At 61.7% G+C, this 21,155-nt stretch carries 20 protein-coding genes; 13 read left to right on the forward strand and 7 right to left on the reverse strand.

Annotated elements, in window-relative coordinates; genetic code table 11:
• Positions 1 to 111: 111 nt before the first annotated feature.
• Positions 112 to 867 carry a lytic transglycosylase domain-containing protein gene (locus tag ACP15N_RS12900; RefSeq protein WP_425092736.1) on the forward strand — a complete coding sequence of 252 codons (756 nt, stop codon included), beginning with the start codon at positions 112 to 114 and terminating at the stop codon, positions 865 to 867.
• Positions 868 to 873: 6 nt separating this feature from the next.
• Here ACP15N_RS12900 and ACP15N_RS12905 read toward each other — a convergent pair whose 3' ends face one another.
• The 7 genes from ACP15N_RS12905 to tldD form a co-directional block, all read right to left on the reverse strand.
• Positions 874 to 1,164: a GNAT family N-acetyltransferase gene (locus ACP15N_RS12905; RefSeq protein ID WP_425092714.1), complete on the reverse strand. Its 291-nt coding sequence runs from the start codon at positions 1,162 to 1,164 to the stop codon at positions 874 to 876.
• Complete coding sequence (locus tag ACP15N_RS12910) at positions 1,157 to 1,783, reverse strand: 3-oxoacid CoA-transferase subunit B (RefSeq protein WP_425092715.1); 627 nt, start codon at positions 1,781 to 1,783, stop codon at positions 1,157 to 1,159. Before ACP15N_RS12910 ends, ACP15N_RS12905 begins: the two co-directional genes overlap by 8 nt.
• Positions 1,784 to 1,808: 25 nt before the next feature.
• On the reverse strand, positions 1,809 to 2,825 hold the full coding sequence (locus ACP15N_RS12915; RefSeq protein ID WP_425092716.1) for a PAS domain-containing protein: 1,017 nt from the start codon (positions 2,823 to 2,825) through the stop codon (positions 1,809 to 1,811).
• Between the two features lie 20 nt (positions 2,826 to 2,845).
• The gene (locus ACP15N_RS12920; protein ID WP_425092717.1) at positions 2,846 to 3,541 is read right to left on the reverse strand and encodes a CoA transferase subunit A; all 696 of its coding nucleotides are present in this window, start codon (positions 3,539 to 3,541) and stop codon (positions 2,846 to 2,848) included.
• Positions 3,542 to 3,621: 80 nt separating this feature from the next.
• On the reverse strand, positions 3,622 to 6,315 hold the full coding sequence (gene topA, locus ACP15N_RS12925; RefSeq protein ID WP_425092718.1) for a type I DNA topoisomerase: 2,694 nt from the start codon (positions 6,313 to 6,315) through the stop codon (positions 3,622 to 3,624).
• A gap of 143 nt (positions 6,316 to 6,458) precedes the next feature.
• Complete coding sequence (gene dprA, locus ACP15N_RS12930) at positions 6,459 to 7,679, reverse strand: DNA-processing protein DprA (RefSeq protein ID WP_425092719.1); 1,221 nt, start codon at positions 7,677 to 7,679, stop codon at positions 6,459 to 6,461.
• 240 nt (positions 7,680 to 7,919) lie between these two features.
• Entirely contained in the window at positions 7,920 to 9,341 is a 1,422-nt protein-coding gene (gene tldD, locus ACP15N_RS12935; protein ID WP_425092720.1) for a metalloprotease TldD, read from the reverse strand.
• Positions 9,342 to 9,556: 215 nt separating this feature from the next.
• On the opposite strand from tldD, the gene coxB reads away from it, so the two are divergent.
• The 12 genes from coxB to ACP15N_RS12995 all read left to right on the forward strand — a co-directional run bounded on the left by coxB (position 9,557) and on the right by ACP15N_RS12995 (position 20,596).
• Positions 9,557 to 10,414 (forward strand): cytochrome c oxidase subunit II, encoded by an 858-nt coding sequence (coxB, locus tag ACP15N_RS12940; RefSeq protein WP_425092721.1) that lies wholly within the window; start codon positions 9,557 to 9,559, stop codon positions 10,412 to 10,414.
• Between the two features lie 62 nt (positions 10,415 to 10,476).
• Positions 10,477 to 11,433, forward strand: a complete 957-nt coding sequence (gene cyoE, locus ACP15N_RS12945; protein WP_425092722.1) for a heme o synthase — start codon at positions 10,477 to 10,479, stop codon at positions 11,431 to 11,433.
• Positions 11,434 to 11,437: 4 nt separating this feature from the next.
• Positions 11,438 to 11,626: a hypothetical protein gene (locus tag ACP15N_RS12950; protein WP_425092723.1), complete on the forward strand. Its 189-nt coding sequence runs from the start codon at positions 11,438 to 11,440 to the stop codon at positions 11,624 to 11,626.
• On the forward strand, positions 11,623 to 12,252 hold the full coding sequence (locus ACP15N_RS12955; protein WP_425092724.1) for a cytochrome c oxidase assembly protein: 630 nt from the start codon (positions 11,623 to 11,625) through the stop codon (positions 12,250 to 12,252). The genes ACP15N_RS12950 and ACP15N_RS12955 overlap by 4 nt, the downstream gene beginning before the upstream one ends.
• Positions 12,253 to 12,270: 18 nt before the next feature.
• Positions 12,271 to 13,077: a cytochrome c oxidase subunit 3 gene (locus ACP15N_RS12960; RefSeq protein WP_425092725.1), complete on the forward strand. Its 807-nt coding sequence runs from the start codon at positions 12,271 to 12,273 to the stop codon at positions 13,075 to 13,077.
• 69 nt (positions 13,078 to 13,146) lie between these two features.
• The gene (locus ACP15N_RS12965) at positions 13,147 to 13,854 is read left to right on the forward strand and encodes an SURF1 family protein (RefSeq protein ID WP_425092726.1); all 708 of its coding nucleotides are present in this window, start codon (positions 13,147 to 13,149) and stop codon (positions 13,852 to 13,854) included.
• Positions 13,855 to 13,859: 5 nt separating this feature from the next.
• Positions 13,860 to 15,248: a threonine synthase gene (gene thrC / locus ACP15N_RS12970; RefSeq protein WP_425092727.1), complete on the forward strand. Its 1,389-nt coding sequence runs from the start codon at positions 13,860 to 13,862 to the stop codon at positions 15,246 to 15,248.
• Between the two features lie 8 nt (positions 15,249 to 15,256).
• Entirely contained in the window at positions 15,257 to 16,531 is a 1,275-nt protein-coding gene (locus tag ACP15N_RS12975; RefSeq protein ID WP_425092728.1) for a M16 family metallopeptidase, read from the forward strand.
• Positions 16,531 to 17,115 carry a GNAT family N-acetyltransferase gene (locus tag ACP15N_RS12980; RefSeq protein WP_425092729.1) on the forward strand — a complete coding sequence of 195 codons (585 nt, stop codon included), beginning with the start codon at positions 16,531 to 16,533 and terminating at the stop codon, positions 17,113 to 17,115. Before ACP15N_RS12975 ends, ACP15N_RS12980 begins: the two co-directional genes overlap by 1 nt.
• A 142-nt stretch (positions 17,116 to 17,257) precedes the next feature.
• Complete coding sequence (locus tag ACP15N_RS12985) at positions 17,258 to 18,091, forward strand: MBL fold metallo-hydrolase (RefSeq protein WP_425092730.1); 834 nt, start codon at positions 17,258 to 17,260, stop codon at positions 18,089 to 18,091.
• A 37-nt stretch (positions 18,092 to 18,128) separates the two neighbouring features.
• Positions 18,129 to 19,547: an FAD-binding oxidoreductase gene (locus tag ACP15N_RS12990; RefSeq protein WP_425092731.1), complete on the forward strand. Its 1,419-nt coding sequence runs from the start codon at positions 18,129 to 18,131 to the stop codon at positions 19,545 to 19,547.
• 155 nt (positions 19,548 to 19,702) lie between these two features.
• Positions 19,703 to 20,596 carry a DUF2927 domain-containing protein gene (locus tag ACP15N_RS12995; protein WP_425092732.1) on the forward strand — a complete coding sequence of 298 codons (894 nt, stop codon included), beginning with the start codon at positions 19,703 to 19,705 and terminating at the stop codon, positions 20,594 to 20,596.
• Positions 20,597 to 21,155: the final 559 nt, after the last annotated feature.

Below are 21,155 nucleotides of genomic sequence, written 5' to 3' on the forward strand. Positions count from 1 at the left end.
GTGTTTGGGCTCGTTTTCACAGCGACTCACGGAGCCGCCCAAACGGGACAGGACTCGGCGACTCGTTTGCCGGTCCAGCCTTCGGCGCCTGCACAGACCCAGACGTTGCCCGTGCCGCCGTCGGATTTCACTTTCAAGAAGATCGCACCGCCTGCCCCGGGGGCGCGCAACAGGATTAATATTCAAATCGTTCCGCCGCCCGATCCGCCGCCTGTCGCCATACCGGACGCCGCGCCCGACACGCCGCCAACTGATGTGGAACCGCTGGAAGTGTCGGGGTTCTGGCAAAGCATGGGCACCGGACGCGTGGATGCGGGACCGGCGCGCTTTTTATCCGCGATGGCGTGGTTTGACCGCGCCGATCCCGCGCCCGCAGCGCCGCCGTTGAGCGCGCTTGCCAGTCTTGCCGAGCAATACGGGCGCGACATGCTGACTGCATCGATCGGGAAAAATGTCTCTCCGGCGCTTATTCTAGCCGTGGCCTGGACGGAGAGCAGCGGGGACGTCGACGTTGTCAGCCCGAAAGGTGCGCAAGGGCTCATGCAATTGATCCCGGCCACCGCAGAGCGTTTCGAGGTAAAGGACCCATTCAATGTGCAACAGAACCTGCGGGGCGGTGTTGCCTACCTCAGCTGGTTGATGGAGCGGTTCGATGGCGACCCGATCCTCGCTCTGGCCGGTTACAATGCCGGGGAGGGCGCGGTAGAGCGTGCTCAGGATGGGGCGGGCGGTGTGCCGGACTTCCCCGAAACGCGGGCATATGTGTTAAAGGTGCTGTCGGCGTGGCGCGTGGCGCGCGGGTTGTGCGTGACGCCGCCAGAACTGGCTACCGATGGGTGCGTGTTCGCACCGATCGCATCAAACTGACACCCGCTAGACCTGAAACTGGTCCGCCCACTCGGGGTGCTTGCGCCGTTCAGAGTTCACGAAGGGGCAAAGCGGGACAATGCGAAAGCCTTGTGTCCGCGCATCCGTGACCAGGCGGGCGACGAGGGCTTTGCCAGCCCCCGTTCCGCGCAGCGCTTCTGGCACGCCCGTATGGTCTGCAATCACGAGGGTAGGGGAGCTCACGGTGTACGTTAGCTCGGCCTCCAGACCTTTTTCGCGCAGGACATATCGGCCCTTGGAGCCGTTCTGTTCCTGCTCGATGGGACGATCAGACAATGTGCGCTGCGGTTTTCGCGCGGATTTCGTCTTCGGTCACGCCATCGGCGGTTTCAACGATCTTGAGGCCACCTTCGGCCACATCCAGAACGCCAAGGTTGGTGATGATGCGGTCGACCACGCCTTTGCCGGTCAACGGCAGGGTGCACTCGCTCAGCAGTTTCGTCTCACCCTTCTTGTTGGTGTGATCCATCACGACAACAACACGACCGACCCCCGCGACGAGGTCCATCGCGCCGCCCATGCCCTTGATCAACTTGCCGGGGATCATCCAGTTTGCCAGATCACCATTTTCGGCCACTTCCATGGCCCCGAGGATTGCCATGGCGATCTTGCCGCCGCGGATCATGCCGAAGCTCTGGGAACTGTCGAAGTAAGCAGTTTGCGGTAGCTCCGTGATTGTCTGCTTGCCCGCGTTAATCAGATCGGCGTCAACCTCGTTCTCGGACGGAAACGGTCCCATGCCGAGCATGCCGTTTTCCGACTGCAGCGTGACGGAGACGCCCTCGGGTATGTAGTTCGACACCAGTGTCGGAATCCCGATCCCGAGGTTCACGTACATGCCGTCTTCTAGTTCCTGCGCCGCACGTGCGGCCATCTGGTTGCGATCCCAAGGCATGGTGCTGCCGGTTCCTTCTGTTACTTCAGGCGCCCGCGGGCACGTCTATGATCACTACGGTGCCGGCGGCACCGCGATTTACATTGATGGTCCCTTCAAGACCTTCGACCAGCTCCCCGACGATGCGACCGCCGAGGGTGTCATCACTGGGCCATTGCATTTGTCGCGGGATCCCGATGCCGTCATCCGAGATTACGAGGCGGCACCCGCCCTCGGTCAGTTCAGTGACCGACAGTTTGACCGTGCCCGCATCCAGCCCCGAGAACGCGTGGGAAAATGCGTTGGTCAGAACTTCTGACAGGATCAGGCCGATGCGCAGGGCCACTTCGAGACTGCAATCGAACCTCGCGCAGTCCACCGTGAAGGCTACCCCCGGTTTGCCATCGGCATGTGCGATCGCGTTGGCGACCCGTGTCAGGTAGCTCGCCATCGGAATGCCTTGGCGATGGGCATCGCGATCGCTCAGGCTCATTTCCTCGTACAGCAGTTGCAGGCATTCGATCCGCCGTGCCAGGGCCTGGAACCCTTCTTCGCTGTGCATCGTGTTCGATTTCTCGCGCACGATGTCGATCAGCATCGACATGTCCTTGCTGACCCGACGCTGGAGCGCCGACAGCTTCTTTTCCAGGCTGACGGTGGACTGATCCAGATCGCGGCCGGACATGGCCTTCTGGATGCCAATGAAGTAATGGCAATTTCCGTCATCCGACTTTACCGGTGCGATGATCAGCCGGTTCAGGAACGGCTCGCCGCTCGCGCGGTAGTTCAGAATGTCGACGGTGACATCTTCTTCGCGCTCAATGGCCTGACGCAGCTTCGCCACGTCCGTTTCATCCGTACCAGAGCCCTGGAGAAACCGGCAGTTGCGTCCGATCGCGGCAGTCTTGGAGTACCCTGTCACGCGTTCGAAGGCGTCGTTCACGTAGACGATCGGATTGTCTTTGATGTTCGGATTGGTCAGCACGATTGCAACGCGTGCGCGCGAAAACCCGGCGAGGGCTTCGCGGTCATCAAGAACCGATCCCAGCGTACGTGGTTTCATGGCGCCTCCGAGCTCCCCTCTCAGGCCGCGCGAACCGTGCGTTGCTCGATCCGCTTTTCATGCTCACCCTGAATCAACCGATGCACGTAGATGCCCGGCAGATGGATGTTGTCCGGATCGAGTGAGCCTGTGGGAACAATCTCTTCGACCTCAACAACGCAGACCTTACCACACATTGCAGCCGGTGGGTTGAAATTACGCGCGGTCTTGCGAAACACCAGATTGCCGGTCTCGTCGGCCTTCCAAGCCTTGACGATGGCGAGGTCCGCAAAGATCCCGCGCTCAAGGATGTATGTCTCACCGTCGAAATCCTTGTGCTCCTTGCCCTCGGCGATGACGGTTCCGACCCCTGTCTTGGTATAAAAGCCAGGAATTCCCGCTCCGCCGGCGCGCATACGCTCCGCCAGGGTGCCTTGCGGGTTGAATTCGATTTCCAGGTCGCCTGACAGATATTGCTGCATGAACAGGTCATTTTCACCGACATAAGACGACATCATCTTCTTGACCTGCCTGGTTTGCAGCAGAAGCCCCAATCCGAAATCGTCCACCCCGGCATTGTTCGAGGCGACGGTCAGACCGCTGACACCGCTGTCCACGATGGCCTGGATCAGCAACTCGGGAATGCCACAAAGGCCAAATCCACCTGCCGCGATCAGCATGTCATCCGAAAGCAGCCCGTCCAACGCTTCGGTCGCGGTTCCGTAGATCTTGTTCATGAGAAGTGCCCCTTAAGAAGTTGCCCGTTTTTGGCGCTGCGGCGCAAAACTGTCAATGCAGGGGCCGTACGCAAAGGGTCTCAGGCTGTTTTTTTCTTCGCAGTGGCGGCCTTGGAGGGGGTCTTGGTCGTCTTCTTCGCAGCGGTCTTGCGTTTGGCAGCAGGTTTTTTCTTGCCGCCTTTCGCCGCTTTTTCCGCGATCAGTTCGACGGCCATGTCCATCGTGACCGCGTCGGGTTCAGTGCCCTTGGGCAGGGTCGCGTTGATCTTGGCCCATTTGACGTAAGGTCCGTACCGCCCATCCATGACGTTGACCGGACCACCTTCCTGCGGGTGTTCTCCGAGTTCGCGCAGCGGCTTTGCGGCCGCTCCGCGCCCGCCGCGCGCGGCTTTCTGGGCCAGGAGTTCGACCGCCCGGTTCATGCCAACGGTGAAGACCTCGTCCACCTCAGGCAGGTTGGCATAGATGCGTCCGTGCTTCACGTAGGGTCCGTAACGCCCGATCCCGGCTTCGACTTTCTCGTTGTCTTCGGGGTGGGGGCCGATCTCCCGTGGCAGGCTCAGCAGCATCAGGGCTTTCTCTATATCCAGTTCCTCTGCCTTCCAGCCCTTCGGAAGCGAGGCGCGCGGCGGCTTCGGCTCTTCTTCGGTCGCCTCACCCAGTTGGACATAGGGGCCGAACCGGCCCTTTCGCAAGGTGACGGGCTGGCTCGTGTTTGGGTCCACGCCCAGCATCTTGCCATCTGGCCCGATCTCGTCATCTCCGTCGCCCGGCGGGGCGAACGCGCGGGTGTAGCGACATTCGGGATAATTCGAGCATCCGATGAACGCCCCGCCGGAACGCGCAGTTCGCATGCTCAGTCGTCCCGCTCCGCAGTTCGGGCACAGGCGCGGATCCGATCCGTCTTCCTTGGGGGGGAACAGATGCGGTTCCAGAACTTCGTTGATCTTTTCCAGAACATCGGTGATGCGCAGCTCGGAGGTCTCGGAAATGGCGGCTGAAAAGTCACGCCAGAAGCGTTCCAGAACGTCTTTGTAGTTGCGATCGCCTGAGCTTACCTCGTCGAGCTGGTTTTCGAGGTCGGCGGTGAAGTCATACCCGACGTACTTGCGGAAATAATTGCTGAGAAAGACGGTCACGAGCCGCCCCTTGTCTTCGGGGATCAGACGGTTCTTTTCCTTCACGACATAGCCGCGATCCTGAATCGTCGTCACGATGGAGGCATAGGTGGACGGGCGACCGATCCCGAGTTCCTCCATCCGCTTGACCAGGGTGGCTTCGGTGTACCGCGGGGGTGGCTGGGTATGATGCTGCTGGCCGAAAACCGCGCCACTGTCGTCCAGAAGCCCACCGGGGTGACGTCGCAGGCCGCCATCTGCGGTGATCTTGCCCTCGCTCTCGGCGGCTTTGACGAAAATCGCCTCAAGGCCTGATGCGGCAAGCTTTGCAGGTTCGCCTTGTGCGACTTGCGGCAGGCGCTTGTCGTCATCGTCTAGAACATCGTCATCAAGACCCTCGGTGTAGACCTTCATGAAACCGTCGAACACGATAACCTGGCCGGTGGCCCGCAGCACGACCTGTTTGTCTTGGGATCCGATATCGACCGTGGTGCGCTCCAGTTGGGCGGCGGCCATTTGGCTGGCGATTGTCCGTTTCCAGATCAAATCGTACAGCTTGCGTTGATCCGCGTCCGTCAGCTTCAATACGTCCGGGGCGGCGGACATCTCCGTCGGTCGGATGCACTCGTGTGCTTCTTGTGCGTTCTTTGCCTTATTCTTATAGATGCGCGGGCTCTTGGGCAGGTACTTCGTACCGAAGCGGTCCTCGATCGCGCTGCGGGCCGCCGTAACGGCCTCGGGGGCCATGTCGATGCCGTCGGTCCGCATATAGGTAATGTGGCCCGCCTCGTAGAGGCGTTGAGCGGTGCTCATGGTCTGGCGTGCGCCCATGCCGAACTTGCGGCTGGCCTCCTGTTGGAGGGTGGAGGTCATGAAGGGCGCGGACGGGTTGCGCGTGCCGGGTTTGGCTTCGACCGAATGGATGCTGAGCGCGCGCGAGGACACGGCATTGACTGCAAGTTCTGCGGCCTCGGCAGTCGCGATGTCGAACTTGTCGAGCTTCTTGCCGCCCAGATGGGTCAGGCGCGCTTCAAACGTCTGGCCGCGCGGGGTCTCCAGCATCGCGCGGACGGTCCAGTATTCCTGTGGATCGAAGGCCTCGATCTCCATCTCGCGCTCAACGATCAGGCGCAGGCAGACCGACTGCACGCGGCCAGCCGACTTCGCGCCGGGCAGTTTGCGCCACAGAACCGGGCTAAGGTTGAAGCCCACAAGATAGTCAAGCGCACGGCGGGCGAGATACGCCTCAACCAGCTCCATATCCACGTCGCGGGGTGCCTTCATCGCGTCCGTCACGGCGGTCTTGGTGATCGCGTTGAACACGACCCGGCTCACTTCGGTGGACTTCTTGATCGCCTTGCGCTTTGTCAGAGTCTCCATCAGGTGCCAGCTGATCGCCTCCCCCTCACGGTCGGGGTCGGTCGCGAGGATCAGCGCGTCATCGTCCTTCAGCGCGTCGGCAATGGCCTTGACATGTTTCTTGCTGTCGGACGCCACTTCCCACAGCATCTCGAAGCCGTGTTCGGGGTCGACGGAGCCATCTTTGGGGGGGAGGTCCCGCACATGCCCGTAGGAGGCAAGCACCGTGTAGTCGTCTCCGAGATACTTGTTGATTGTCTTGGCTTTCGCCGGGGATTCAACAATGACAACGGGCATGTGTGATCCTAATTTCACGGGGCTGGTCTTGGCGCGCAAGATGTGGAGGGATCCTCGTGAATGTCAATGCCGCGCCTGCAGTATGGGGCGTGATACTGGCAAAGCGGGCTTAGCTCCGGCGGGCTTTCTGGCACACGTTCGGCCTAGCCGCCCAAGCTCAGCGCACCCCCCGGGTGCCGGATCACGCGCCCTGCCATTTCCAACTCAACGAGGGCAGAGGTTGCGGCAGCAGCCGGAAGGACGAGATCTCGTATCAACTGATCTTCTGGCAAAGGGGCTGCGCCAAGATGGGCGAGGATGCGTGCCCGGATCTGGTCGGGCGGTGGCGGTCGGCTATCGGGATTTGACGCGGTGGGGTTCGCGCGGCGCGGCGCCATGGCGTCGCCTTCGACGGGGCCGGGCTGGGGCGCATCGACCAATGGGCGCAGCGCGTCCAGCACATCATCCGCGTTTCGGATCAGTGTCGCCCCCTCGCGCAGCAGCTGGTTGCACCCCGCGGCGCGGGCATCGAACGGATGCCCGGGTACGGCCATGACCTCCCGTCCCTGGTCGGACGCATCGCGTGCGGTGATCAGGCTCCCGGACTTGGTTGCGGCCTCGGGGATGACAATCCCGAGCGACAGGCCCGAGATCAACCGGTTGCGGCGCGGAAAGTGCCGGGCCTGTGGTTGCATTCCGGGCGGTTGTTCCGAAATGAGCAGCCCGTCTTCGCGCATCTTTTCGTAGATATCCGTGTTTTCACGCGGGTAGATCACATCCACACCGCCCGCAAGAACGCCGATCGTCCCGGTCTCAAGCGCGGCTTCGTGGGCGGTGCGATCTATTCCGCGCGCCACGCCCGAGACGATGACTGCGCCCTCGCTGCCCAATCCCTTGGCCAGCGCGCGCGTCAGGCGCATGCCGAGAGACGACGCATTGCGCGCACCGGCGATACCGATGCATTCCCGCGTCATCAGCCCCACGTCGCCGAGGCACCACAAAAGCGGCGGTGGGTCATTAATCTGTGAGAGTTGCGCGCTGTAGCGCACCGAACTCAGCGCCAACAAATGCGCGCCCAGCTTTTGACCGGCCCTGTATTCGCGTTCCGCGACCTGACGCTCTGCCGGCCTGTAGTCGCGCAACCCGGCTTCCCAGGCGCTGTCTGGCAAGGCGTCCAGTGCGCGCCTTGCGCTGCGGTGTTTGCGGAGCAATTTGAGGAACGTGGTCGGTCCGATGCGCGGGCTGCGGATCAGTTGCAACCAATCCAGCGCTTCGTCTTCGGATGCAGGGGGCGCGAAGCCCAGAAAATCATGCGCATCTGCGGTGTGGTGCGTCCGAAGCTCAGAGGCGAACATGTCCTGCTGGGGGGCGTCGTCGCGGGCCATCTGGATCCTCTTGCTGCCCGCTGGGCAGCACATCCCGCGGAAGGGTTGGATCAGGCGAGTTCGGGAGGGGTCGTTTGCGCCTCAAGTCTGAGGTGGTGCGAGGGTGGGTGGGTCGACAGAGACCGCAAACACCCGAACCCGCCTGATCTGTGCCCAGATTGCGCCCGTAAACCTTAATGCCGTGTAAAAGAGACAGGAAAAAATCGGCTTATCCCGATTTTTTTCGCCCAAGGGTTGAGTTCAGGCGGCGGCACCTCCGACTGTCAGCCCATCGATCAACAAAGTCGGCTGCCCGACACCGACCGGCACCCATTGCCCGGCCTTGCCGCAATTGCCCATGCCGGGGTCCAGGGCCATGTCGTTCCCGATACCGCGGATCTTTGTCATGGCCGTGGGGCCGTCACCGATCAGTGTGGCTCCCTTGACCGGCGCGCCGACCTTTCCGTTCTCGACCCGGTAAGCCTCGGTACAACTGAAGACGAACTTGCCGTTGGTGATGTCGACCTGTCCGCCCCCGAACCCGACCGCGTAGATACCATCCTTCACATCCGCCACGATATCCCCCGGCGCCGCCGTGCCACCCAGCATGTAGGTGTTGGTCATCCGTGGCATCGGTATGTGCGCATAGCTCTCACGGCGTCCGTTGCCTGTCGCCTCCACACCCATCAAGCGCGCATTCTGGCGGTCCTGCATGTAGCCGACAAGGATACCGTCTTCAATCAGGACATTCTTGCCCGATGGCGTCCCCTCGTCGTCGACGCTGATCGATCCGCGTCGGTCCGGGATCGTGCCATCATCCAGAACAGTGACCCCGGGGGCCGCCACGCGCTGGCCCATCAAACCGGCAAAAGCCGACGATTTCTTGCGATTGAAGTCGCCTTCAAGCCCGTGCCCCACCGCCTCGTGCAGCAGGATGCCGGGCCAGCCCGGCCCGAGGGCCACTTCCATGACACCCGCAGGCGCAGGGATGGAGGACAGGTTGACAACCGCGACCCGCAACGCTTCGCGCGCCACGGACTGCCAATGGTCTGCCGCCATCAGACTGGTCAGGCCGTAGCGGCCGCCCCCTCCGGCGGACCCACTTTCCCGGCGACCGTTCTGTTCCACGATGACAGAGATGTTCAGCCGGGTCATGGGGCGCACATCGGATACACGCAGGCCTTCCGGGCGCAGTATCTCGACCTCCTGAATTGATGCCGCGAGGGACGCGGAGACCTGAACAACCCTTGGGTCCAGCGCACGGGCAAAGGCATCGATCTCGCGCAGCATGTCGATCTTTACGCCGAAGGGGGCCGCATCCATTGGGTTTTCGTCGGTATAGAGCCGCCGGTTGGTCGCCTTGGGCGGCGAGGCCATCACACCGCCGCCATCCCCAACGGCCAACCGTGCGGTTTCGGCGGCTCGGGCAATCGCGCTTTCCGAAATCTCCGTAGCATGCGCATACCCGGCGGTTTCGGCCCGCACCGCACGCAAGCCGAATCCCTGGCTGGCATCGTAACTGGCGGTCTTGATTCGACCGTCATCCAGAACCAGCGCCTCAGACCGCCTTTTCTCAAGGAAAAGCTCGCCATCATCCGCGCCTGCGACGGCGGATTGCAGCAAGGCAAGCGCCCGGCCTTCGTCGATTGAGGTCTCAAACGGGCGAAACGCTGCGTCGGTCATCACGGGTTCCTTGATCTATGTCAAATCGCGACACGAGGGCGCAGGTCGCCTTCTTGTCTGGTCGAATAGAATATGGTTCACACACTGGCAGGACACAACGGCATACGGCAATGCGGCCTATGCCGACGCCCTATACCGGGCAGATGGGAATGCGGCGACCGCGCCGCAAGCGAACAGGGGCGGCTTGCGAGCCGCGCGAGAACAGGAAACGACACATGGCGAAATTCACCCGGACAACCGGCATGCTAGCGGCTGCTTTCGGCGCGTTGACTGCGTCTTCCGCTTGGGCGGACAATCGCGAAGGCATGGAGATTATCGGACAGCCAATCGACCGTGGCATCGGCTTTCAACCTGCCGCGACAGAACTCGCGCGCGAGTTGCAGTGGCTCGATGGAATGTTGCTGGTGATCATCACCATCATCGTGCTGTTTGTCACCGCGCTGATTGCATGGACAATCATCCGTCACAACGCCAAGGCCAACCCGAACCCGGCCGCATTTAGCCACAACACGCCGATCGAGATCACCTGGACGGTGGTGCCGATCTTGATCCTCGTGTTTATCGGTGCGTTCTCGTTGCCGGTCCTGTTCAAGCAGCAGGAGATTCCCGAAGCCGAGGTTACGATCAAGGCGACCGGCTACCAGTGGTACTGGGGCTACGAGTATCCCGATCACGATATCAGCTTTGAAGGGTTCATGCTTGCCGAGGATGAGCTTGAAGAGCACGGCTACGCGCCGGAACATTACCTTCTGGCCACCGACACGGCGATGGTCGTTCCCGTGGACACCACGGTTGTGGTCCAGGTTACGGCCGCCGACGTGATCCATTCCTGGACCATTCCTGCCTTTGGCGTGAAGCAGGACGGTATCCCGGGGCGTCTGGCGGAGCTCTGGTTCTCGGCCGAGAAGGAAGGCATTTACTTTGGCCAGTGCTCCGAGCTGTGCGGCAAGGATCACGCCTATATGCCGATCACGGTAAAGGTCGTGTCGAAGGAAGCATACGAGGAGTGGGTCGCGCAGCAGGTTGCCGCCAACACCGGTGTGCCTGCGCCGACGCAAGTCGCGTCCCGCTGATCCCGATCGTTCGAACGAGGCGCCCGAACCCGGGCGCCTTGGCGCTTGTCTGAGGAGGCCGCATGAGCGACCTGAGTTTCGAAACCCGCCAGGGACCTGCTATTCAGAGCGGGGAGGGAAGCTTTGGCGATTACTTCGCGCTGCTGAAGCCGCGTGTGATGTCGCTGGTGGTATTCACGGCCCTTGTGGGCTTGCTGATTGCACCTGCTCCGGTGCACCCGATGGTCGGGTTCTGCGCAATCCTGTTCATTGCAATCGGGGCCGGGGCCTCGGGCGCGCTGAACATGTGGTGGGATGCGGATATCGATCAGGTGATGCGCCGGACGCGCCAGCGCCCTATTCCCGCGGGCAAGGTCGCCCCGGGGGAGGCGTTGGCGCTTGGACTGGGGTTGTCCGGGCTGTCGGTGGTGATGCTGTGGCTGGCCACTAACGCCTTGGCTGCGGCCCTGCTGGCCTTCACGATCTTCTTCTATGCTGTTGTTTATTCGATGTGGCTCAAGCGGTCGACGCCGCAGAACATCGTGATCGGAGGTGCTGCGGGGGCCTTTCCGCCGATGATCGGGTGGGTCGCAGCGACCGGGTCCGTAAGTGTCGAAGCGGTCCTGATGTTTGCGCTGATCTTCATGTGGACACCGCCGCACTTCTGGGCGCTCGCCCTGTTCATGAAATCGGACTACGACGACGCGGGCATACCGATGCTGACGGTCACGCACGGTCGTCGGAAGACACGCCAGCATATCCTCGTGTATACCGTGCTGCTCGTGCCGGTGGCTCTTGGCCTTGCGCTGACCCCGGTTGCCGGGCCGCTCTATCTGGTCACCGCCCTCGTGCTGAATGCCATCTTCCTGAAGGGCGCTTGGGATATCTGGCGCCGTGACGAGGCGCAGGCGGATGCGGACGGTTACGCGGTGGAGAAGCGGGTCTTCAAATTCTCTCTGCTTTATCTCTTCCTGCACTTTGGTGCGCTTCTGATCGAGGCGACGCTGACCCGTGCAGGCCTGACGTTGATAGGGGGCTGACACGATGGCATTCGGCAAGGATCATGAATTGCATACCCGTCGCTCGGGTCGGAATTTCGGCGTTGCGGGATTGCTGATCGGATTTGCCGCCATTGTGTTTGGCCTGACCATCGCCAAAGTCACCGAAGACGGCCCGGTTCAGGGCTTTGACCATGTAGCGCGCCCCGAACTGATCGATCGAGGACAGCAATGACTGACAGGACCGTAGTTCAAGACACATCCAAAACGCCGCCCAACCACCGCAAGACCGTGCTGCAACTGGTCGGCGTCGTGGTGACGATGGGGGCCCTCGCCTGGGCGGCTGTGCCGTTTTATGACTGGTTCTGCCGCGTCACCGGCTTCGGCGGTACCACCAATACCGCCGAAGCCGGATCGGACGTCATTCTGGACCGCACCATCAAGGTCAAGTTCGACGCCTCGCTGGAGCGCGACATGCCCTGGACCTTCAAACCGGTCGAGCGCGAGGTGGAGATCCGCATCGGTGAAACCGGTCTGGCCTTCTACGAGGCGCACAACCCGACCGATGTTCCCGTCGCGGGATCTGCCAGTTACAACGTGGCCCCGTTCAACGCGGGCCCGTACTTTACCAAGATCGACTGCTTCTGTTTCGAGGAACAGGTTTTGATGCCGGGGGAAACGGTGCTGATGCCGGTGACGTTCTTCGTCGACCCCGAGCTTGTCGAGGATGATGAGGCCAAGTTCAACAGCCACATCACCCTGTCTTACACATTCTATCAGATCGACATGCCCGAAGAGGCAGGGGATCAAACCCAAGCCAGCCTGACCCGATCCGAAGGTCCGGCACAGAGCTACAACTAAACGCGCGAGGGACTCCGCATGGCACACGCGAAAAACCACGATTACCACATTCTGCCACCCTCGGTCTGGCCTTTCGTAGGCGCCGTGGCCGGGTTCATCATGTTGTTCGGAGCCGTGCTCTGGATGAAAGGCATGACACCTGCGATGTTCATCGTCGGCTTGCTTGGCGTCATCGTCACAATGGTCGGCTGGTGGACGGAGGTCGTCCGCGAAAGCAGCGCGGGAGACCATACGCCGGTCGTGCGCATCGGGCTGCGCTATGGCTTCATCTTCTTCATCATGTCCGAGGTGATGTTCTTCCTTGCCTGGTTCTGGTCGTTCTTCAAGCACGCGCTCTATCCGATGGATCCGGGCGGCATGAGCCCGGCGGTCGACGGTGTCTGGCCACCTGTGGGAATTGAAACCTTCGACCCCTGGCATCTGCCACTGATCAACACGCTGATCCTGCTGTGTTCGGGCGCAGCCGCCACCTGGGCGCACCATGCGCTGGTGCACGAAAACAACCGCAAGGATATGGCGACAGGTCTGCTTCTGGCGATTATCCTCGGTGTGATCTTCACTGCGTTTCAGGCGTACGAATACACCCATGCCGCGTTCGGCTTTGCCGGCAATATTTACGGCGCGAACTTCTTCATGGCGACCGGGTTCCACGGGGCGCACGTGATCATCGGCACGATCTTTCTTTTCGTGTGCTACCTGCGCCTGCGGCAAGGTCATTTCACCGCCGACAAGCATATCGGGTTCGAGGCCGCAGCGTGGTACTGGCACTTCGTGGATGTGGTCTGGCTGTTCCTGTTCGCTTCCATCTATGTCTGGGGCGCCTGACCCAAATCGACCGAACGCTTCAGACGGCCGGGCCTTGTCCCGGCCGTTTGCTGTCAAAGGACTGAGCTGATGACACGGTTTGCAATCCCTCTGGCTTTTGGGCTGATCGGCACGCTTGTCTTGCTCGCACTGGGGAACTGGCAGGTGAACCGGCTGGGAGAAAAGGAAGCCTACCTCGCCCAGATCGAGGCGCGGATCACCGAGGCGGCGGTTGCCATCCCGACCGCCCCTGACCCTGAAGCGGACCGTTTCCTGTCAGTTGAGGCAACGGGGACGTTTACCCAGGATCACCTTGATGTGCTGGCCTCGGCCAAGGGCGTGGGGGCCGCATACCGGGTCATTACGGCGTTTGAGACCGACGATGGACGGCGCATCATGGTTGATCGCGGGTTCCTGCCCGTGGCGCAGCGCGATGTGGAGCGGACAGGCGGGCGCGCAACCGTCGTCGGCAATTTGCACTGGCCCGAAGAGGTGGACAGCTTCACACCGGAGCCTGACCCGTCCGACCGGCTGTGGTTTGCCCGCGATGTGCCCGCACTTGCGGCGCATCTGAATACCGAACCCGTCCTGCTGGTTCTGCGCGAAACATCCGAACCGGCCCCCTTCGCCAAACCGTACCCGGTCGACACCAGCGGCATCCCCAATGATCATCTCGAATACGCCGGCACGTGGTTTTCCCTTGCGGCCGTATGGTTCGGGATGACTCTCTATTATCTCTGGCGTATGAGGCGCCAAGGTGCCCTGTCCGACGGGCGCAAGACGACCGACGAAAGCTGAGCGACATGCAGTATATCTCGACCCGGGGGCAGGCGCCCGCGCTGGCATTTCACGAAGCCATGCTCACAGGGCTGGCGCGCGATGGCGGGCTTTACGTGCCAGAGACCATCCCGCAAATGAGCGCCGGCGACATCCGCGCGCTACGTGGACTGCCCTATGAGGAGGTTGCATTTCGTGTGATGCGCCCGTTCATCGCCGGCAGCTTCACCGACGAAGAGTTCGCAGAAGATATCGCCAAGGCCTATGCCGGGTTTGGTCACGATGCGCGCGCGCCCCTGGTGCAACTTGGACCGAACCATTTCCTGTGCGAACTGTTCCACGGGCCGACACTGGCGTTCAAGGACTTCGCGATGCAGCTGATCGGTCAGTTGTTTCAGCGCGAACTCACGCGACGCGGTAGCCGCGTGACCATTGTCGGAGCGACCTCCGGCGACACCGGTTCTGCCGCGATCGAGGCGTTTCGCGGGCTGGCGGCGGCGGATGTCTTTATCCTGTACCCGCATGGCCGGGTTTCCGAAGTGCAGCGCCGCCAGATGACCACCCCGTCGGAGGCGAACGTGCATGCTCTGGCGCTGGAAGGTCACTTCGACGATTGCCAGGCTCGCCTGAAGGACATGTTCAACGATCATGACTTCCGGGACGGCGTGCGACTGGCAGGCGTCAACTCGATCAACTGGGCGCGGGTTCTGGCGCAGGTCGTCTACTACTTCTCGGCCGCTACGGCGCTAGGGGCGCCGGAACGGGAAGTGAGCTTCACAGTTCCGACCGGAAATTTCGGCGATATCTTTGCGGGTTACATAGCCAAGCGGATGGGGTTGCAGATCGACAAGCTGATCGTGGCGACAAACCAGAATGACATCCTGCATCGCTGCCTGACCACCGGGGAGTATGTGACCGACGAGGTGATCCCGTCAATCAGCCCGTCGATGGACATTCAGGTCAGCTCCAATTTCGAGCGCCTTCTGTTTGATGTGTACGACCGCGATGGTACGGCCGTCGCGCAACTCATGGACGAATTGAAGGGGCAAGGCGGGTTCCACCTGAGCCAGGGTGCCTTGCAGCGCTTGCAAACGGATTTCGCCTCCGGTCGCGTCTCCGAAGAGGAAACCTCCGCCCGGATCAAATCCGCCTTTGCCCATATGGGAGAATTGCTCTGCCCGCACTCCGCGGTCGGGGTCCACGTTGCCGAAGCGCATCTTGGTGACAGCCCGATGGTGACGTTGGCCACGGCTCATCCGGCGAAGTTTCCCGCCGCCGTCGAAGCGGCGACCGGGATCCACCCGCCCTTGCCCGAGCGGATGAAAGACCTGTATGACCGATCAGAGCGTGTGACCCGGGTCGACAATGACCTAGGCGCATTGGAACAGTTGATCCGCGAGCGGATCGCCGCATGACGAGTGCCATGACGACATCCCCGGATCCACAACTGACAACCTTGCCCAACGGGTTTCGCATCGTGTCCGAGGCGATGCCCGGGCTGAAATCCGCTGCTGTTGGCATCTGGGTGCAGGCTGGCGGGCGTCATGAACGGATCGAACAGAACGGCATTGCTCATTTTCTTGAGCACATGGCTTTCAAGGGCACACAGAAACGCTCCACCCTGCAGATCGCTGAGGCGATCGAGGACGTGGGCGGGTACATCAACGCCTATACCTCCCGCGAGGTGACGGCCTACTACGCCCGCGTTCTGGAAAGCGATGTAGCGCTGGCTGTCGATGTGATCGCCGATATCCTGCGTAACCCCGTTTTTGATCCCAACGAGATCGAGGTCGAACGCGGGGTCATCCTGCAAGAGATCGGTCAGGCGCTCGATACGCCCGACGACGTGGTGTTTGACTGGTTGCAGGAGCAAGCGTTTGACGGGCAGGCCCTGGGCCGCACGATCCTCGGGCCGACGGAACGGGTCCGCAGTTTTGCGCGCGATGACTTTTTCCGGTTTGTCGAAGCGCACTACAATCCGCAGAACATGGTTCTGGCTGCCGCTGGTGCAGTGGATCACGCGGCCCTTGTGAAGCTGGCGGAGGCGCTTTTCGGCGACATGCAAGCGCGGCCCCGCGGGGCTGTCGACCCGGCGGAGTTCACCTGCGGCGAGGCTCGGATGATCAAGCCTCTGGAGCAGGTCCATTTCGCGTTGGCCCTGCCGGGTCACGGGTATCTGGATGATGCGGTCTACACGGGCCAGGTTTATGCCACGGCGATGGGCGGCGGCATGTCTTCGCGCTTGTTCCAGGAGGTGCGGGAAAAGCGCGGCCTGTGTTACTCGATCTTCGCACAAGCCGGATCGTGGGAAGAAACAGGCATGCTGACGCTCTATGCCGGAACATCCGCGACCGAGATTGCCGAACTGACCGATATCACTCTGTCAGAGCTTCGCAGGTCCGCCGCCGACATGTCGTCGGAAGAAGTCGCGCGTGCCCGGGCGCAGATGAAGTCGGGCTTGCTGATGGGGCTGGAAAGCCCGTCCGCGCGCGCAGAGCGGCTCGCGCGTCTGGTTGGTATCTGGGGCCGTGTTCCGCCTCTGGACGAGACGCTTGCCCGGATCGACGCGGTAACCACCGGAGATGTCAAAGCCTATGCGGGGCAGTTGTGTTCCGAAGGTCGTGCGGCAGCGGCGCTCTATGGTCCGGCAGAGGCTGCCCCCCGTCTGGACGAGATCCGGGAGCGTCTGGCGGCCTGATGCTCTTGAAAAAGTCGGCGGTGCGGATCGAGACGGAGCGCATGACACTGCGTCCCCCGTCACACGCCGATTTTCGCGCTTGGACAGGCCTGCGCGAAGTGAGTCGCGGGTTTCTGATGAAATGGGAACCGACATGGTCGCATGACCACCTGAGCCGAAAGAGCTTTACCAACAGGGTCTATTGGGCGACGCGCTCAATCAAGGGCGGCACCGCGCTGCCCTTGTTTCTGATCCGGCGCAGCGACCAGGCCCTGCTGGGAGCGATCACGCTGGACAACATCCGGCGCGGACCGGCGCAGGCGGGGACCCTTGGCTACTGGACCGGCGCCCCCCATGCCCGACAAGGCTTCATGCGTGAAGCCATCGTGGCGCTCGTCCACTATGCTCAGACCGAGATGGATCTCAGCCGGATCGAGGCTGCGTGCCTGCCGGAAAACGCAGCATCGCGCGGCGTTCTGGAACGGTGTGGCTTCAAGTATGAGGGGGTGGCGCAAAGCTATCTTCAGATCAACGGAAGATGGCGGAACCATGTGCTGTACGCGCATTTGCGCGGCGACCGGCGCGGGCGTACGGGGGCAGGGTAACAGGGGACGCGCAAGTTTCACAGAGCGGTCTCTCTGGCGCACCGGGGGGCTCCGACAGGGATATTTGCAGACTTGAATGGGCAGGCCAATGCTTCGCACTAGCTCCTCGTATGGCATATCCGAACCGGGAGACAGAGCGCTCATGAAACCGATCCTCGCTGCTGTTGCACTTGTCGCGTTCGCGCCGCTGGCGAACGCCCAGGACCGCAAGCCGAGCCATTGCATCGCCATTGCCGATGCCAGCCCGGAATTTCAATATGTTCAGCCGGTCAGTTTCGGCGAGGGCCTGGAAGAATTCACCGTGCGGCTCAGTTACGTGGCCCACGCCAGTTTTCTGATCGAAGGACCAGATGGGTTCACCGCCGTCACGGACTATACCGGGTTTCTGGGAGATACGGCGTTCTTTCCGACAGTCGCCACGATGAACAAGGCCCACACCACCCACTGGACACCGAATCCAGACCCCCGGATTCCGCATGTGCTGCCGGGGTGGGCGCCTGATGGTAACAACCCGATCGATCATTATCTCGAACTCGGGGACGTGCTGGTGCGCAATGTGCCCACGGATATCAGGTCCGGGTTCGGAACAGTGAACGAGCCACTGGCAAACTCGATTTTCGTGTTCGAGATTGCCGGGCTGTGCATCGGGCATCTGGGGCACCTTCATCATGAACTGTCCGACAGTCAGATCGCGTCGCTGGGGCGGCTGGATGTGGTGATGGCACCGGTCGATGGCGGGTACACCCTGCCTTTGCCCAACATGATCGCGTTGCTCAAACGCCTGCGGTCTTCCGTCATTCTGCCGATGCATTGGTTCGGCGATTTCACTCTGGAAACTTTCGTTTCGGGGATGGAGGAAGAGTTCCGCGTTGAGTGGCGGCGCGAAAACCACATAGAGGTCAGCCTTCGCACCCTCCCGTCGGAGCCAACTGTCGTGGTCTTGCGCCCTGCGTACCTGCGCGATGATGACAGCTGAACTTGCGCCTGTGACGACCTCGTGATCCTGTGTCGCCATGACAGACCTTGCCAAGATCCCCGCGCCACTTGAGGCATCCCTGAAAGCGGCACTTCCGCCCGAGACCTTTCCCGATCTGACCGAAGCATGGTTGCAGGAACCGCGCGGGCGCTATCGCAGCTCCGGGGGGTGCCTCGTGGCACCCAAGACGGTGGATGAGGTTGCCCGGGTTGTTCGGCTTGCCGCGGCTGCAGGTGTCGGAATTGTCCCGTTTTCCGGTGGTACCGGGCTGGTCGGCGGACAGATCGCGGCCGAAGGCCCAGCACCTGTCATTCTGTCCCTGCACCGCATGAACCGTATTCGCGAGGTCTTCGCGGAGGAGAATGTCCTCGTCGCTGAGGCTGGAGTTGTTCTGGCGCACGTCCAGGGGGCAGCAAAGGACGCAGACCGGTTGTTTCCCCTGTCACTCGCCTCGGAAGGGTCCGCGCGGATCGGGGGCTTGCTGGCGACCAATGCAGGGGGCGTGAATGTCCTGCGGTGGGGTAATGCGCGCGATCTGTGCCTTGGGCTCGAGGCCGTGCTGCCGTCAGGCGAAATCTGGCATGGTCTGACACGGCTGCACAAGAACAACACCGGGTACGACCTGCGCCACCTGCTTATCGGGGCGGAGGGGACCTTGGGCATCATTACGGCTGCGGCGCTGAAGCTGGTGCCCAGGCCCGCCCGTCGCGGGGTCGCAATGTTGGTGGTCAGAGACCCCGCCGCTGCCCTTGAGTTGCTGGGCATTGTCGGGGACATTGCCGGCGACACTCTGTCGGCGTTCGAACTGATCGGCGGTATGGGATTTACGTTCCTGGCTGAGACGATGCCGCAGGTACGCCTGCCGTTCGAGGGGCATCCGGCCTGGTCGGCGTTGATTGACCTCGGCGGCGGAGATGGATTTGATCCTGATGCAGCCTTGGCCAGGATTTACGAACGGGGGGCTGAAGCCGGGCTTGTTCTTGACGGTGTGATTGCGCGGTCGGAGCGCCAGGCGGCAGAGCTCTGGACAGTGCGCGAGTCGATCCCGGAGGCAAACCGCCGTATCGGTTCGGTGAGTTCGCACGATATCTCCGTTCCCCTGTCGGCGGTGCCGGCCTTTATCCCGCGCGCAACGCAGGCATTGGCACAAATCGGTTCATACCGGATCAATTGCTTCGGCCATCTGGGTGACGGCAACATGCATTACAATGTGTTTCCCCAACCCGGGTTGTCTCGCGCGGATCACGAAGAGGAGCGCCCCGCGATCAAGCGGTGCGTGCACGACATTGTTCATGAAATGGGCGGATCGGTGTCTGCGGAACACGGGGTCGGGCGCCTGAAGGTCGAGGATCTGGAGCGTTATTCAGATCCCGCGAAGCTGACCGCAATGCGCGCAATCAAGGCTGCGCTGGACCCAGGTTGGATCATGAATCCCGGCGCCGTGCTGCGCCGCTAGGCGCTACGATTCGCGATCAGGGATGAAATCGGTAACATCAGCGCCCATGTATAAGGTCGTGCTTTCAAACTGAGTTCTCGACCGTCAAAAACGTGATTTGCGACAGCTTCGGCGGCATGCCACCCTTCACCGGCCTGACAATAGGAGCCCCACGCATGGCAATTTTCAGCCGCGCCTTCACCGGATGCCTCACCGCCTGCGCGCTGAGCGTTGGCGGAGTGGCCGGGGCCGACGTGGTGAAGAGCACACGCGCGCAGGGTCCGAGCGACGAGTTGTCGGCGTATTACGCGAAGATGCAGAGGACGTTTCAGGACCGTGGTCTGCTGAAGACGATCCGCACAGTGCCGCAATCCTCGATGACGGCGGCAAGCCTGAAACGCGACTTTCTGGAGATTGCTCTTCACACGGAGTATGGCGGCGGGTTGTCAGCGTCTGGATCAAAGGCAGCCAAGCCACTTCTGCGCTGGGAGGAACCCGTGCGCTTGCAGGTGATGTTTGGTGCATCTGTTCCCAAGGACCGGCGGATCAAAGACCTCAAGGCCATTTCGAGCTACACCAATACTCTTGCGCGCCTGACCCGACATCCGATGACGGTGAACCCGAACAAGCCGAACTTCCACGTGATCGTCGTGAACGAGGCGGAACGAAAGAGCCTGTCGAAGACTCTGCCAAAGCTGGTGCCGGGTATTTCCAAGAGTGTGGTGCGCAATATCGCCAAGATGCGCCCCAATCACCTGTGCCTCGTCGTGGCGGAGCCACATGCGGATAGAAGCCGTGGGTTCAAGCGCGCGGTTGCGATCGTTCGCGCCGAACATCCGGATGTCATGCGGGCCTCCTGCATCCAAGAGGAGTTGGCACAGGGTCTCGGTTTGTCGAATGATTGCCGTGAAGCCTATCCATCGATTTTCAACGACGATCAGGAGTTTGCGTTGCTAACGCGGCGGGATGAGGTTTTGCTGCGGATGCTCTATGATCCGAAGTTGCGCTCGGGCATGAGTGCGGATGAAGTGTCCGCCCGCCTGCCGGAAATCACGAAACGCGCCATGTAGGCCCGCACGGGCTGGGCTCAGCGCGATTAATTCCAACAGCACGCTACGCGCAGCCTGGGCGCCGCAACCTGGGTTTTCCCCCTTTCCGACTCGCTTTCCTCCGGCTTTCCGGTCCTCCGGTATGCGTTTCGTGCGGGTGTCGTGCGTATGTGGCGGGTGGTTTTGTCTGATGTCCCGCTCACGAAACTTGTGATCGGTGCGAGGTTTCGCCCGCGCGCGCGGTTTCTTTCGTAACGTCACGGGGGTGTGAGCGGTGTGACAGGGCCAAGCCTCTGATTTCACGTGGCTTTTCCGAGTGCTGGCGGAAAATCGCACAGCAACACCCCTCACGCGGGCGTGATGCGCATTTTTGCACATATGGGTCGGCCCAAATGCCCGTTTCTTTCCAAACCGATCTGCCCCAATTCTCCCTCATCGGCAGGCACAAACGATCTGCCGCTCACCAAAACCCAATCGCGGCGCAACGCACATATCGCCCGCAACGCACATATAAAGGAAAGACCCAATGAACCGCACACTGATCCTCTCCGCTCTCGTCGCAGCCATCGCAGCCCCGGCG

Source organism: Tropicimonas sp. S265A (assembly GCF_049800835.1).
Taxonomy (GTDB): Bacteria; Pseudomonadota; Alphaproteobacteria; order Rhodobacterales; family Rhodobacteraceae; genus Dinoroseobacter.